Here is a 14,734-nt window from a genome sequence, read left to right on the forward strand (position 1 = left end):
AAAATTAGAAACAATGTCAGATTTGAACGATGTTTTCGCAATTGTAGCAGGAGCGGTTCCAGGGGCGTTATCTCGTTATCATATTACCGAATGGACAAAAGCGAAATTCGGCTTGCACTTTCCATCTGGAACCTTTATTATTAATTTAACTGGCTGTCTAGCTATCGGCTTTTTTTGGGCTATTTTACCCAGTGTTCCCTTTTATTCCCACCAACTAGATTTAATGGTGAGAACGGGATTTTTAGGAGCTTATACCACCTTTTCTACCTATAGTTTAGATATCCTGATCCTCTGGCGCAATCAGCAAAATTTTCTCAGTCTTTTTTTTGCCGTTGCTAGTATAATTTTCGGATTGATTGCCGTGAGAATCGGGGCAGCTATTGCCCAATTTTTTCTAGGTTAAGTAGGTAGGCGTTAAAAACTATCAGATGCCCCCCTTATCAAGGGGGGATTAAGGGGGGATCGAACCTAAAATCCATTTTAAATTTAATTATAACCAGCTACTTAATTCTCCAATTTATTTACTATTGAAGGGCAGGAGAGACAGCATGAATTTTTTCAGGGGTCGTTATGGTTTATTCGTGGCGATTGGGGCTATTTTTGGGGCTTTAAGTCGTTTTTATATTGCGGAATTAATTGACAGTATCTTTGGTCAAGAATGGGGATTTTGGGCGACATTTTTTGTCAATGTTTCTGGCTGTTTAATTATTGCCTATATCTTTACTATGGTTAAGGAAAATATTCGTATAATTGCCCCAGAATTAGGATTGATGCTTGTCACGGGTTTTTGTGGTTCCTATACAACTTTTTCTACCTATAGTTTGGAGGTCAACAAATTTTTAGAGCAGGGAAACTTGACTTTCGGTTTAATTTATTGGCTCGGCAGTGTTTTTGGGGGGATGATTGCGCTTAAAATTGGAGTTATTTTAGCAAGAACAGGTTTTCCTAGATGAATTATTAAATAGATTTTGCGTCTGATCCCCCCTGTCCCTAGGGTTGATTCATAGTAGGGTTGATTCATGAATCAACCCTACTACCTTGATAAGGGGGGTGTCTGACAACTTTTAACACCTAACTACTTAAGCATTTCAGCACAATTGAGACCATCTTTTTCCCTTCCTACTCAGTCTTAATAAGTAATGTCTTCATTGGTTTGAAACCAATTGACGGCATCAGCTAAAGCTTGTCTAATCGGCGATTGCGGTAAGCCCAGTTCTTGCACTGCCTTCGAGGAATCGTAGTACATGGACTGTTTTGACATTTTCACGCCATCAAGGGGTATAGAGGGCGATTTTCCGAAGACAGGAAGAACTTTTTCATCCAGCCAAGCTATTAGTAAAGGAATCCAAAAAGGTAAAACAATTTTCGGAGCATTTATGCTGGTAATTTCGGCTAATTCTGTCAACAAGGTTTTTAAAGAAGTGTTTTGATGACCTAAAATATATCTTTCGCCAGTTCTTCCCTTTTCTAAAGCTAATAAATGTCCCCAGGCCACATCGCGCACATCAATTAGATTTAATCCCGTATTCACATAAGCGGGCATTTTTCGCCGCAAAAAACGGAGAATAATGTCGCCAGTGGGTGTAGGCTTAAGATCAAAGGCTCCTATCGGCGTACTAGGATTAACTATAACGATATCCTGTCCTCTTTGCACTGCTTTCAATGCTTCCTGTTCTGCCCAATACTTTGATTTTTTATAATAACCCACCAATTGATGGGCGGGACTTTGATAAGTTTCATCGACACTTTCACCCTTTTTACCTACTCCAATAGCCGCCACAGAACTGGTATAAACTATTCTGGCAACTCCCGCTAAATGCGCCGATTCTAGCACATTTCTTGTACCTAAAACATTGTTTTGGTAGAGTTGATGTCTATCCTTTTGCCAGAGAGAATAGTGCGCCGCTACATGAAAGAGAACTTCGCATCCGACCATTAATTTAAATAAGTTCTCATCATTTAAATTACCCCGGACAATTTCCACGTCTAAACCCCGCAAATTTCTGAGATTACTCTGGGGACGGACGAGGACGCGCACTTGGTAGCCTTCGACTAAAAGCAATCGCACTAAATTCGCCCCGATAAAACCCGTTCCACCCGTCACAAAAGCACGCATTGCTCAAACTTTCCCCTATTTTCGCTTCCTATCGGTAATTGAAACTTAATCACCTTAACTTCATCATTACTATACCTTAATCTTAGTCAAGATTTAAGCTTTTCTTGATAAAATTTCAGGGCGGGTTATCTTAGACTAAGAGCAGCCAATCTTCAGTCAAAACACTCCTATGGATCCATCTCCAGACACGAGTTTTGTTTGTCCGATTATCATCGAAGACGACAGAACAGGATTAGACACAGAAACTATCCGACGGGCTTTAAGGGATAATTTACTCTATATTCAAGGTAAATTACCGGAATTAGCCAGCAAAAACGATCTTTACATGGCCTTAGCTTATACCATCCGTGATCGTTTATTGCAGCGTTGGTTAACCACCCAACAAACCTATCTAAAAAAAGATGTCAGAACCGTTTGTTATCTCTCGGCCGAATTTTTAGTCGGTCCCCATTTGGCTAATAATTTAATTAATCTCGGTATCTACGAACAAGTCGAGAAAGCTGTCAGCGAATCGGGATTAAAACTAGAAGAATTAATTGCCCAGGAAGAAGAACCGGGGTTAGGAAATGGTGGTTTAGGTCGTTTAGCTGCCTGTTATCTCGATTCCCTTTCTACCCTAGAAATTCCAGCTATTGGTTACGGTATTCGCTACGAATTTGGTATCTTTGATCAAGAAATCCACGACGGTTGGCAGGTGGAAATAACCGATAAGTGGTTACAGTATGGAAATCCCTGGGAAATTGCCCGACCGGAATCATCGGTAGAGGTAAAATTTGGCGGTTATACCGAATCCTATACCGACGAAAATGGTAATTATCGCAGTCGTTGGATTCCCGATTATGTAGTCAAAGGAATTCCCTACGATACCCCAATTCTCGGCTATCGAGTTAACACCGCTAATACCATGCGTCTCTGGAAGTCAGAAGCTTGTGAATCTTTTGATTTTGGACGCTTTAATCGCGGCGATTATTATGGTGCGGTGGATAATAAAGTTCACTCGGAAAATATCAGTAAAGTTCTCTATCCTAATGATGAACCAATTCAAGGCAAAGAACTGCGTTTAGAACAGCAATATTTCTTTGTTTCCTGTTCCCTACAGGATCTGATTCGTATTCACTTACATGAAAACCCCAGTCTCGATAATTTTCATCAAAAATGGTCGGTACAATTGAATGATACTCATCCTTCTGTCGGGGTAGCTGAGTTAATGCGCTTGTTAATTGATGTGCATCATTTCGATTGGGATAAAGCTTGGTTTATTACTCAAAATACCTTCGCCTATACCAATCATACTCTTTTGCCAGAAGCTTTAGAAAAATGGCCTTTGAGTATTTTTGGTCGTCTTTTCCCCCGATTAATGGAAATTATCTATGAAATTAACTATCGTTTCTTGGATAAAATTCGCATTATTTATCCCCATGATGACGGCAAAATGTCCCGTTTGTCTATAATCGATGAAAGCGGCGAAAAATACGTCCGTATGGCTCACCTCGCCTGTGTGGGTTCCCAGGCAATTAATGGGGTGGCAGCCCTCCATACAGAATTACTTAAAAAAGATGTTCTGCGCGACTTCTATGAACTCTTTCCCGAAAAGTTTAGCAACAAAACCAATGGAGTTACTCCCCGGCGCTGGATAGTTTCTAGTAATCCCCGCTTGACTTTTGCGATTACCGAAAAAATCGGCGAAAATTGGATTAAGCATCTGGAGGATTTACGCGGTTTAGAAAACTATGTGGATGATGGGGGATTTCGGGACTCTTGGCGACAAATTAAATACGATATTAAGGCAGATTTAGCCAATTATATCGATAAAAAAGTCGGCATTAAAGTTGATCCTAGTACCCTCTTTGATGTGCAGGTAAAACGCATTCACGAATATAAACGGCAACATCTCAACGTTTTACATATCGTTACTCTCTATCATCGCATCAAAAATAATCCCAATCTCGATATTACCCCCCGTACCTTTATTTTTGGTGGTAAGGCAGCCCCGGGTTATTTTATGGCGAAATTAATCATTAAATTGATTAATTCTGTGGCAGAAGTGATCGATAATGATCCGACGATTGGAGGACGCTTAAAAGTGGTTTTCCTGCCCGATTATAATGTCACCTTCGGTCAACGGGTTTATCCAGCTGCCGACTTGTCCGAACAAATTTCCACCGCCGGGAAAGAAGCTTCGGGAACTGGTAATATGAAATTCTCCATGAATGGTGCCTTAACTATCGGCACTCTCGATGGGGCAAATATCGAAATTCGTGAAGAGGTGGGGGCGGAAAATTTCTTTCTTTTTGGCTTGACAACCGAGGAGGTTTATGCTAAGAAAGCCGCTGGTTATAATCCCCAAGAATACTATTACCATAACGAAGAATTGCGGGCAGTATTAGACCTCATTGGTTCGGGATTTTTTAGCCGGGGTGATAGTAGTTTATTCCGCCCGCTTGTGGATAATCTTATCTACAATGATCCCTATATGTTACTGGCCGATTATCAGTCCTATATCGACTGTCAGGAAGGAGTCGGTCACGCTTATAAAGATCAAGAACATTGGAGTCGTTTAGCAATTCTTAATGTGGCCCGCATGGGTAAATTCTCTAGCGATCGATCGATTCGGGAATACTGCGAGGAAATCTGGCGGGTACAACCGGTAAAGATTGAATTACCCGATTATACTCAAGCCAATGCCGGTTTATCGGTAAATTAGAAGCAATCTAGGCAGTAGTATCCTGTTCATTTATCCTACTGCCCACAGGTTAACCACCCTTGAGCGACTCTAATCTAGATTTCTACGGGATTGACGGGGCTCGAACCCGCAACTTCCGCCGTGACAGGGCGGTGCTCTAACCAATTGAACTACAATCCCATTTTTGCCACATTTCTGATTGTAACTTCATCATTAGGGTTATGTCAAGCACCTCTGGGAAAATTTTTTTTGAGGGAAGTGGGGAAGTGGGAAACAATTCATAACTGGGTTTTTAAAGTTGGATTGGTATCAATCCTGAATTAAAGCCAAAAAATCCCATGGTAGAGAGGGATCCTCTTTACCATGGGATTGTAATTAAGCTTGTTGGGAGCCTGAGCTATGACTAACCCGAATTCGATCGAACAGCTATCGCAAGAATTACTCGATCTAGACCAAGTAGATGCCGATACTGGGGCAGATTTGCGGCAAAAAGCCCAAGAAATCCTCGCTGAAACCACTATTGACCTGCCGATTCGAGAAGCGATCGCCGATAGTCTCAGTCAAGGCAATCAACTACTTACCCTCAAAACCGTCGGCAAGGAAGAAAGTTACTAGCACATTTGGGGTCAAAAGTCAAGATGAAAGAAAAAAAATTTTTTGTCTGGCTGGGGCGATTTTTGGCCTCTTTTGGGCTGTTATCGGGGATAAGTGGCTGTAATTCTCCTCTTTTGATCACTCCCCAAGTTCCCGCCGGTGGTTTAAATAGTTTTGCTCCCGATCAATTCCCCAGTTATAGTGCTGATGGTCGCTATTTAGCCTTCGCTTCCGATCGCTCCGGTCGTCGTAGTATATATTTATTCGATCTGCAAGAAAAGCGCTTAGTTAATCTTCCTAACCTAAATCGTGGCGATTCTAGCCAAGATCAGCCATCTCTGAATGCTGACGGTCGTTTAATTGCCTATATCTCCAGCGAACGCGGTAAAAGTGATGTCATGGTTTATGATCGTTCCCAGTCCCGTGCAACCCTGTTAACCGCTAACCTGCGGGGAAGCGTCCGCAATCCCACCATTAGCGGTGATGGTCGCCAAATTGCCTTTGAAACCAACCAAGACGGTCAATGGAATATTGCGATCGTTAACGGCCAATTTTAAACTTGTTCTACTCGGTCTTAATCGTTAAAACCTGTGGAGGAGTGGCATCTGGTGGATATAAAAAATTTACCTGTACTACACGCCAATCCCCCGGAGGAATAGTCAGACTCACTAAAGATTGCCCCTCTTGTCCGCGTCTTTGGACGAGATGGAAAAATCTGCTTTGTGCCTGTCCTTGATCATCGCTATAATTGACGGCTACTGTTCCTCGAAAAAACACTTCTGGGGCAGCCGGATCGAGAAAACGCAAACCCTGCCCAATAATATCCTCTTTAATCGGTGTTTCTAGCGCAATAGTCACCGTTTTCGCCTCATCACTTCGATTAAATAGAGGTAAACTTAACCGATATTCCACACCGTAATTACCATGAGCTTGATAGGCCGTATCGGGATAGCGAACTAACATACTAGCACTTTGATTTTGTTCCGTTCCCAGTTTGCCTCCTGGTAGGGTGCTAATCCCATAGGCTATAGATTGACCAGAATCAGGAATATTTAACCATAAAGAAGCTTGATCGACCAATCGGGCTGGCCAAGCTGAACCTTGGGACACTCCCGCTACCCGTCCATAAATTATCTGTCCTTGACTATGGGGAGGAGTGGGCGCTCGATCGCGCGGAGTCGATAAATCGCCTTTTTTCAGCAAATTTTGCCACTCTGTCAGATTTGGTGGTCTTTCCTGCCCATTTTCATCTAGGGGTGCATAAAGAGCTAAACTAGCAGCGTAGAGAAGACCGTCACTTTCCAGACGGAGATAAGTGGACCTACCGTTTAAAGGGGGAGTCAAATCGCGCACGGGAATCGCCGCATTTAAGACCATAACACTCTCCCCCGCCGGAATAATAATCCTATCGGGAAAAATATCCTGACGCTGCCCCATTAAAATATCCCCCATTACCCGACTTCCTGGCCCAGCAAAAACCGTCCCCTGATTATTTTCCACTTGTGCGGGTAAATCGATAAAAGCTGCATCGGGTTGACTCAAATAACTAGCTCCTTGCAGAATTTTAACGGTCACGGGATTAGAACTAGGATTGTGGAGTAATATACCCAGATAAAGGCTGCGTAAATTATCGGGAAAACTCCCCCTCGCTATATGGTGGGCAAAAATATCAAAGCGTCCCTGAAAAGCATAATTTAAATGGGCCGAGGGAAAACTTTTCTCTTGGGGGGGAAAAGTCGAAAGCAAAATCCCTTCTCCTAGCAATAATTCGGGACTATTACTATTAAAAACGGGAACTTGATCTAGTTGATTCGGTAAAGGACGCACCTGCACCGGTCGAATTATTTCTACAATAGGAGGAGTTTGGGCAATGGGTAGTAAAAAAGGTAACATCACACAAATTACCATCTCAAGATAATTATTTTTTGATCATAGCATTACTGGCTCGCTCAATTTAGATAGTATTCTGTTTGTCTATATCTAGAGGATTGGTTAATATTTCTTTCCGGTGTTAAGTAGCTGGTTATAATTAAATTAAAAATGGATTTTAGGTTCGATCCCCCCTGCCCCCCTTGATAAGGTAGGGTTGATTCATGAATCAACCCTACCCTTAATAAGGGGGGCATCTGACAACTTTTAACGCCTACCTACTTAAGTACAATCAAGAAAAATTATCAAATTTACCAATCATTATTTGCCCTTGCCATTGAGGAAATCTATTGTCATCATAGACTAAAATCTAGATGTAGCCGATGTCTAGATATCGATCGAGCCAGAATTGTTATGATAAATTCATGAAGTTTTATAACGGTATTTCCCCGTGAACATGAACCAAATCGACTATCTCAGGATTAGTTTAATCGATCGCTGTAACTTTCGCTGTCAGTATTGTCTGCCTGAAGATGCAGAATTGGCCTATGTTCGACCGCAAGATTTACTCACCCGGGAGGAAATTATTACTTTAGTCAAAAATGTCTTTATTCCCCTCGGTTTCCGCAAATTTCGCCTTACTGGTGGGGAACCTCTCTTACATCCCGAAGTAGTGGAGATTGTGCGCGATATCGCCTCTTTATCTGCCACTAGCGATTTAGCTCTGACCACCAATGGCTATTTACTTGACAATTTAGCCGAAATGTTGTACGAAGCCGGACTAAGACGGATTAATATCAGTTTGGACTCCCTCGACCCCGACACTTTCGATAAAATTATCGGTAATCGCGGCCGGAGTCGTTGGCAAAAAACTTGGGCAGGTATTCAAGCGGCCCAGAGGGTGGGTTTTGACCCCTTAAAATTGAATGTGGTGGTAATTCCGGGGATAAATGAGGCAGAAGTGGAGGATTTAGCGGCTTTGACCATCGAGAAGCGTTGGCACGTCCGTTTTATCGAGTTTATGCCCATCGGTAACGGTGATTTATTTCAAGAAAAAGCTTGGATTGCGAACGAGGAATTAAGGGGGCGAATTCGGGCAAAATGGGGCTTAAATGAGGGTCAAGTGCGGGGAAATGGTCCAGCCGATGTTTTTCAAATTCCGGGGGCTAAGGGTACAATTGGCTTTATCAGTCAGATGTCGGAATGTTTTTGCGATCGCTGCAACCGCCTACGTCTCTCGGCCGATGGTTGGTTGCGTCCCTGTCTCCTCAACGAAACCGGACAAATTGACCTAAAAACCGCCCTCCGTCAGGGAATTTCGCCGGCAGAAATCAGGGAAAAAGTCCAGAAATTAATGGAACTGAAAGCAGAAATAAACTTTAAACTGCGTGATTCTGGCACATCAAGCGGCATTTATACCCGTACTATGTCCCAAATTGGCGGCTAAAAATCTACTGTCCGAATTCTACTCTAGCCTGTTCTACCATTTCCACGGTAACTCGATCGGAACCGGCATGACGAGCTAATTCTTCTATCCTTTGACGCGCTTGGGAACGAACAAAATAGGGGATATTTTTCAGTTTTGCCTTGGCTTCTGCGGTCCATTGTAGTTGATCGGAAAAATCTAGATCGTCCATAGATTTAACAATAGTAGTCCGTCTATTATACCAAAAAAGATTAGCTATTTATTGCCAAGCTGATTAAATGATGAGTTTCTTGATAGCGACTCTTTTTCACCTTTCTCTTAATTAGAGTTCTTGCATAATTAATTTTTGAGAGGGCAAAAATGAGAAAAATAAGCATAAAATTGCATAAAATAACCAAATAGAGCATTTAATTGATTAATGCTCATTCTTAATTCTCCTGACTACTGACTACTGGCTCCTGACTCCTCACCTAAAGGAAGATTTTTGATTTTTGCAAGAGGTCTATTTTAGGTTTCTGCTAGGTCGAAATTTACTCTTTGATATAAATCTTGAAAAGAAATCTGCCAATCCACCGACACCAATTGTAAAACCGCATTTTCCCCCGTGACGAAATCAATTAACCATTGATCATCCTTTTGTTTATAGTAACGTTCCACACTATAACTAGATTGTTCGATCAGAATATATTCCTGAAAAGTTGGCAAGGAACGATAGAATTTAAACTTATCCCCTCGATCATAAGCTTGGGTAGAATTAGAGAGAACTTCGACAATAATTAAAGGATTGATCACGTTAGATTGACTATTCCCTTGATAGAGAGGTTGACCTTTAATCACCATCACATCGGGATAGGTGTAAATACTATAATCTGACAGCCATAAACGCACCGTTTCCATGTAGGTATAATAATCTTGATTATTGATATTTAAGGGAAAATTACGGCAAAAATTTAGACAAATCTGATTGTGATTAGTGGTGGCTCCTACCATTGGGATAATTTCTCCTTGACGATATTCATTTTTATCTTCGGACGTTTCCTCTAGGGCGAGATATTCTTCGGGAGTATAATATTTAGTTTCAGTAGTGGTTAACATTTTTGACTCTCCTTCCTATTCTATTTTCTAGGATACAGCATTTCTCTAAAAAGAGACAAAGTTATCCTTGAGCAAGGTTATCAATTGAGTGGCTCGGATCATATTTTTTGCTTAATCTCTGGCAAAAAATGCTGAGAAATCCACAATTAAAAATATAACTATCAAAATTGCTCACGCCAAGGGTTAAAATAAACTAGATAAATAGTTTTATGTTTAGTTTCTCCTATGTTTAACTGGTTCCGTCGTCAGAAAGTCCAACCCGAACAAGAACAAACACCCCCCGCACCCGTAGAGGAAACCCCCAGCGAGACAACCAGTCAGGAAGAGTATTTAGATTGGGCCAAAAAAGCCTTTAAAAATATTCAAGAGAAAAAAGCCACGGCCGAGGCCGTCGTGAGCGAACCCTCTGAAACATCTATTGCTGAAACCGAACCTCTGCAAGAGGAAGAACCGGTTAAAGAAGAAGAAACCGAGGATAATACCCCCGCATGGCTGAAAAAATCTGATCGCCTCGAAATTCTCAAAGAAACCGCCATCGAAACCCCCACAGAACCAGATGAGGACTTTATCTGGTCCGCCAAAGTTTTAGCCAATCAGGGACGACAAGCAGAGGACGTTTCGGAAGAAGAAATCACTTGGTTAAAAAAATTGCGTCAGGGTTTAGGCAAAACGCGCCGCAGCTTGGTCAATCAGCTTAAGGCCGTGGTCGGTCAGGGTCCCCTCAATCAAGACGCGGTGGAGGAAATTGAAGCTTTATTGCTTCAGGCCGATGTGGGGGTAGATGCCACCGATTATATTATCACTACCCTCCAAAATAAGCTAAAACAGGAAGCTTTGCCCCCCGAAAAAGCGATCGAATATCTCAAAGAAATTATCCGCGAGATTTTAGATGCACCTTTAGCCAATTATAGCAACCCCGGTTTTGAGCCAGAAAAAGGCAAATTAAATATCTGGATGCTCACAGGAGTTAACGGAGTGGGTAAAACGACGACTATCGGCAAATTAGCCCATTTATCTAAACAATCTGGCTATAGTTGTATAATCGCCGCTGCCGACACCTTTCGCGCTGCTGCCGTGGAACAGGTGAAAGTTTGGGGAGAGCGATCGCAAGTCGAAGTAATTGCCAACCCGGGCAAAAATACCGACCCGGCCGCCGTGGTGTACGATGGCATCGAAGCCGCTAAATCCAGGGAGGTAGAATTACTCTTAGTGGATACGGCGGGAAGATTGCAGAATAAAAAGAACTTAATGGCAGAATTAAGCAAAATTCGCCGCATTATCGACAAAAAAGCTGAGAGTGCCGTGGTGGAATCGCTTCTAGTTCTCGATGCCACTTTAGGACAAAACGGGCTGCGACAGGCCGAGGTTTTCTCGGAAGCTGCCCAATTAAGCGGCGTGATCCTGACTAAAATCGATGGTACAGCTAAAGGAGGTGTCGCCCTTGCCGTAGCGCGTCAGCTTAACCTACCGATTCGCTTTGTCGGCGCCGGGGAAGGAATCGAGGATCTGCGGCCCTTTTCCAGTTACGAATTCGTGGAAGCTTTACTGAGTGGCGATTAATCTCACCCTAGCTATCTTTCATAATCTTTTCATGGTTGCTTCATAATTGTCTCATTTTTAGTTATGCTAGAACTGGAGACTCAGGGTAACAACTATGCAAAGGACAATTACAGTTAGTCATCTAGGAGTATATTATCGCGGCGTGGAAGCCCTACGGGATATCACCCTGAAAATTTATCCAGGACGATTAACCGGTATTATCGGTCCCAACGGTGCGGGCAAAAGTACCCTGATCAAAGCCATGCTAGGATTAATTCCCGTACAACAGGGAAGCGTTAACTATCAAGGGCAATCTCTACAGCAACAACTGGATAAAGTCGCTTATGTTCCCCAAAGATCTCAAATCGACTGGACCTATCCCGTCACCGCTTGGGATGTGGTAATGATGGGGAGAGTCAGAAAAACGGGTTGGTTTCGTCCTTTTTCCCATATTAGTCGTCAACGGGCTTTAAATGCCCTAGAACGGGTGGAAATGGCTGATTTACGCCATCGTCCCCTCGGTCAGCTGTCGGGGGGACAACAGCAAAGAGTCTTTTTAGCCAGATCTTTGGCCCAAGAAGCGGAGATTTTCTGTTTTGATGAACCTTTCGTTGGGGTAGATCAAAAAACCGAGGGGGTTCTTTTTAATATCTTTGGTGAGTTAGCCCAAGAAAATAAAATTGTCCTGGTGGTTAACCATGATTTAGGCGAATCTATCACCCATTTTGCTGATTTAATCCTCTTAAATAAAGAATTGATCCTCGCCGATCAACGATCTAAGGTCTTAACCGATTTTAATCTCCGGCGCGCCTATGGGGGTAAAGTCTCCTTCTACGATGCCATGACACCACCAGATCATCCCCGCTCGAGTCTCGATTATTTCGATCGCCTCTCGAAAAACAATGCGATAAACTAGAAGCGAAGATATTTTGGCTGACTGCCGATAGGGACACCGATGAAAACTATTTCCCCGCAAGAAGTAACAGGAACGATCGAACTGGCTCCTAACTATCGAATTCCCCTGTTTTTGGTAATTTTATCGCTGCCTTTACTCTTTTTACAGGTCTGGCTGGGCATAATTTTCTCCCTGTTAGGGCTATTCTTGATGTTCCAGACTACCCGCATTCGTCTCCAGTTTACCCCCACCTCCTTAGATGTCTATCTATCTGGGCAACAAATTCGCTCCTTTCCCTACCAAGAATGGCAAAATTGGCGGATTTTCTGGAATAAAGTCCCGATCCTATTTTATTTCAAAGAAATTAACAGCATTCATTTTTTGCCCATTATCTTTGACAGCGCAACCCTGAGACTGTGCCTCGAAAAATACTATCCTTTAGCAGCATCGCCAGCGATCGACTCAGAAGCGAACTAAGATTGAGTTAAAATAAAATCTAGCAATTAATAGCGTCTTAAGTAGGTAGGTGTTAAAAATTGTCAGCTCCCCCCGCCTATCGGCACCCCCCTTATTAAGGGGGGCAGGGGGGATCCCCCCGCCTATCGGCACCCCCCTTATTAAGGGGGGCAGGGGGGATCGAAGGCAAGATATATCGTCTATTAATTAGAACCACTTACTTAATTGCCTGCCTTGGCCCTCTGTTCGCTCTGCATTTCTAAAGCCGATGAATTCAGAAGATTTTAATGTTTTACCCCTTGACAAAATGACAGACTTACCCAATGAATCTGTCGAAGAATTTAGTTTTGATGATCTCTGGAACGATCGCCCAGTAGAGAATCCGCTGCCATCGGCAATCGCCCCCGAAGGCGAATTAGTTCCCACAGCGCAGGCGCAACCCCTGCGGGCAGAAATCGAGGCTCTAGAACGGCAAAAACAGAGCCTAGAGGCAGAAATCTCGGCATTAAAAGCGGAAAGAGAACGCTTGATCGCCGAGGAACTAGGAGATATCAAAGCTCAAATCGAAAGAATGCTCAAGGAAGGCGTAAAAGACCTAGAACAACGCAAACAGGCGTTAGAAGTGGCGATCGAACAGTTAGAACGCCGTCGTGAGCGGATTCGGCAGGAAATGCGGAGTAATTTCGCCGGAGTCTCCCAGGATATGGCCGTGCGGGTTCAGGGATTTAAAGACTATCTGGTGGGCAGTTTACAGGATTTGGCTGCGGCTGCCGAACAGTTGGAATTACCCCGTTTTGAGACCCCCGAAAAATCCCCCCGACCCGTGGAACCTCCCCTGCGGACCGAACGGGAGGAAAACCCCCGTCCATCCCGTGGCAGTCAAGGCCGGGATGATCGCGAAGAAAGTCCCCGTCCCTCCCGTAGCAGTAACCAGGGCCGGGATAATTGGCAAGAACCCCGTCGCTCTAACCGTTCGGGTTATGAATCGGAACCGGTGGGACAATCTACCCCCAGACAGGGCTTTTCTGAGCAAAATCAGCGCATCCAAACTCTTTTAGACCGTTATCGCAGTCGTCCTGACTATTACGGTCCGCCTTGGCAATTACGGCGCACTTTTGAACCAATTCACGCCGAACGGGTGCAACAGTGGTTCTTTAAACAGGGGGGCCGGGGTACTGTTCGCGGTATGGGCAGCCGTCTCCAGAATATTCTGGTCGCTTCGGCAATTATCTCGATTATGGCGGAATTACAGGGCGATCGCTTCCGTTCTCTCGTTCTGGCTAATAGTCCCGAACGTTTAGGCGAATGGCGGCGCGGTCTCCAAGATTGTCTCGGCATTTCCCGCGCCGATTTTGGACCAGACCGCGGCATCGTTCTCTTTGAGTCTCCCGAAGCTTTAATTCAAAAAGCGGAACGTTTAATTGAGGATAAATATTCACCGCTCATTATCATCGATGATACCGAAGAACGGCTCAATTTCGCTCTTTTACAATTCCCCTACTGGTTAGCTTTTGCCCCTGAACCCCAACAAAGTTCTAGTTATTGGTATTAACTAATTAGGGTTTGCGGCAAAAAGTTTTTCCTGGCGGCAGGGTGTAGGGTTTTACCAATTTTGAGGGGGTCAATTACCTAATTTTCAGGGAAAAAGTCCCGGAATTTTCCCGCCGATTACTGCAAGGGTCGGCACTTTTTGAGGTAAAAAAAATCTAAAAACCTTGTTGGATAAGGTTTTTAGATTTATTCGGCATACCCTAACTAGGGCTTGCTTAATAATGGTAAAACCCTTTTAAAATAAGGCTTTTGACCTGTTAAAGTCCGATGTTCATGCTGCGAAAATAGGATTGGGACTTTCAAAAACCTTGCATTATCCTTCTTGTAGTACATCGCTTGGTACACAAAACAAGGGCAACAAAGCCTGAAACGACTGGCTACTGACGACCGGCTACTGAATCCTACCCCCAGGAAAAACTTTTTCAGCAGACCCTATTTACATATTTTATGCGATTTAATCCTTATTTTTGACGTTTTTGAACCCTCAAAAATTAATTATGCAAGAGGTTT

Annotated in this window: 14 protein-coding genes and 1 tRNA gene; 10 read left to right on the forward strand and 5 right to left on the reverse strand. The window is 43.4% G+C overall.

The genetic code is table 11. The features are described from left to right. Positions 1 to 13: 13 nt before the first annotated feature. Together crcB (O9290_RS03345) and crcB (O9290_RS03350) are read left to right on the forward strand one after the other, a co-directional pair. Entirely contained in the window at positions 14 to 403 is a 390-nt protein-coding gene (gene crcB / locus O9290_RS03345; protein WP_002759101.1) for a fluoride efflux transporter CrcB, read from the forward strand. A gap of 145 nt (positions 404 to 548) precedes the next feature. Continuing rightward, positions 549 to 953 carry a fluoride efflux transporter CrcB gene (gene crcB / locus O9290_RS03350; RefSeq protein ID WP_288055488.1) on the forward strand — a complete coding sequence of 135 codons (405 nt, stop codon included), beginning with the start codon at positions 549 to 551 and terminating at the stop codon, positions 951 to 953. A gap of 176 nt (positions 954 to 1,129) precedes the next feature. Here the strand turns inward: crcB (O9290_RS03350) and hpnA are convergent, their stop codons facing one another. Further along, the gene (hpnA, locus tag O9290_RS03355) at positions 1,130 to 2,116 is read right to left on the reverse strand and encodes a hopanoid-associated sugar epimerase (RefSeq protein ID WP_002759104.1); all 987 of its coding nucleotides are present in this window, start codon (positions 2,114 to 2,116) and stop codon (positions 1,130 to 1,132) included. 169 nt (positions 2,117 to 2,285) lie between these two features. On the opposite strand from hpnA, the gene O9290_RS03360 reads away from it, so the two are divergent. Continuing rightward, positions 2,286 to 4,820 (forward strand): glycogen/starch/alpha-glucan phosphorylase, encoded by a 2,535-nt coding sequence (locus O9290_RS03360; RefSeq protein ID WP_288055491.1) that lies wholly within the window; start codon positions 2,286 to 2,288, stop codon positions 4,818 to 4,820. An 85-nt stretch (positions 4,821 to 4,905) separates the two neighbouring features. Here the strand turns inward: O9290_RS03360 and O9290_RS03365 are convergent. Further along, a tRNA-Asp gene (locus O9290_RS03365) sits at positions 4,906 to 4,979 on the reverse strand. 219 nt (positions 4,980 to 5,198) lie between these two features. Between O9290_RS03365 and O9290_RS03370 the strand changes: the two genes are divergently transcribed. Beyond that, positions 5,199 to 5,414 (forward strand): hypothetical protein, encoded by a 216-nt coding sequence (locus O9290_RS03370; RefSeq protein ID WP_002761575.1) that lies wholly within the window; start codon positions 5,199 to 5,201, stop codon positions 5,412 to 5,414. A gap of 23 nt (positions 5,415 to 5,437) precedes the next feature. Next, positions 5,438 to 5,950, forward strand: a complete 513-nt coding sequence (locus O9290_RS03375; RefSeq protein WP_288055494.1) for a TolB family protein — start codon at positions 5,438 to 5,440, stop codon at positions 5,948 to 5,950. A gap of 7 nt (positions 5,951 to 5,957) precedes the next feature. On the opposite strand, the gene O9290_RS03380 is transcribed toward O9290_RS03375, so the two are convergent. Next, positions 5,958 to 7,301 carry a DUF3370 domain-containing protein gene (locus tag O9290_RS03380; RefSeq protein ID WP_288055496.1) on the reverse strand — a complete coding sequence of 448 codons (1,344 nt, stop codon included), beginning with the start codon at positions 7,299 to 7,301 and terminating at the stop codon, positions 5,958 to 5,960. Between the two features lie 418 nt (positions 7,302 to 7,719). On the opposite strand from O9290_RS03380, the gene moaA reads away from it, so the two are divergent. Further along, positions 7,720 to 8,709 carry a GTP 3',8-cyclase MoaA gene (gene moaA / locus O9290_RS03385; RefSeq protein ID WP_288055499.1) on the forward strand — a complete coding sequence of 330 codons (990 nt, stop codon included), beginning with the start codon at positions 7,720 to 7,722 and terminating at the stop codon, positions 8,707 to 8,709. 4 nt (positions 8,710 to 8,713) lie between these two features. On the opposite strand, the gene O9290_RS03390 is transcribed toward moaA, so the two are convergent. Both O9290_RS03390 and O9290_RS03395 read right to left on the reverse strand, forming a co-directional pair. After that, on the reverse strand, positions 8,714 to 8,899 hold the full coding sequence (locus tag O9290_RS03390) for a PCP reductase family protein (RefSeq protein ID WP_079207278.1): 186 nt from the start codon (positions 8,897 to 8,899) through the stop codon (positions 8,714 to 8,716). A gap of 296 nt (positions 8,900 to 9,195) precedes the next feature. Next, the gene (locus O9290_RS03395; RefSeq protein WP_151696077.1) at positions 9,196 to 9,783 is read right to left on the reverse strand and encodes a Uma2 family endonuclease; all 588 of its coding nucleotides are present in this window, start codon (positions 9,781 to 9,783) and stop codon (positions 9,196 to 9,198) included. Between the two features lie 225 nt (positions 9,784 to 10,008). Here O9290_RS03395 and ftsY point away from each other — a divergent pair, with 225 nt between their 5' ends. The 4 genes from ftsY to O9290_RS03415 all read left to right on the forward strand — a co-directional run bounded on the left by ftsY (position 10,009) and on the right by O9290_RS03415 (position 14,225). Beyond that, positions 10,009 to 11,343: a signal recognition particle-docking protein FtsY gene (ftsY, locus tag O9290_RS03400; RefSeq protein ID WP_288055504.1), complete on the forward strand. Its 1,335-nt coding sequence runs from the start codon at positions 10,009 to 10,011 to the stop codon at positions 11,341 to 11,343. A gap of 94 nt (positions 11,344 to 11,437) precedes the next feature. Then, positions 11,438 to 12,238, forward strand: a complete 801-nt coding sequence (locus O9290_RS03405; protein ID WP_288055507.1) for a metal ABC transporter ATP-binding protein — start codon at positions 11,438 to 11,440, stop codon at positions 12,236 to 12,238. A 39-nt stretch (positions 12,239 to 12,277) separates the two neighbouring features. After that, positions 12,278 to 12,694 (forward strand): DUF3119 family protein, encoded by a 417-nt coding sequence (locus O9290_RS03410; protein ID WP_002761589.1) that lies wholly within the window; start codon positions 12,278 to 12,280, stop codon positions 12,692 to 12,694. Positions 12,695 to 12,941: 247 nt separating this feature from the next. Beyond that, positions 12,942 to 14,225: a DUF3086 domain-containing protein gene (locus O9290_RS03415; RefSeq protein ID WP_002761591.1), complete on the forward strand. Its 1,284-nt coding sequence runs from the start codon at positions 12,942 to 12,944 to the stop codon at positions 14,223 to 14,225. Positions 14,226 to 14,734 lie beyond the last annotated feature (509 nt).

This window comes from Microcystis sp. LE19-41.2A, from assembly GCF_027530405.1.
Classification (GTDB): domain Bacteria; phylum Cyanobacteriota; class Cyanobacteriia; order Cyanobacteriales; family Microcystaceae; genus Microcystis; species Microcystis aeruginosa.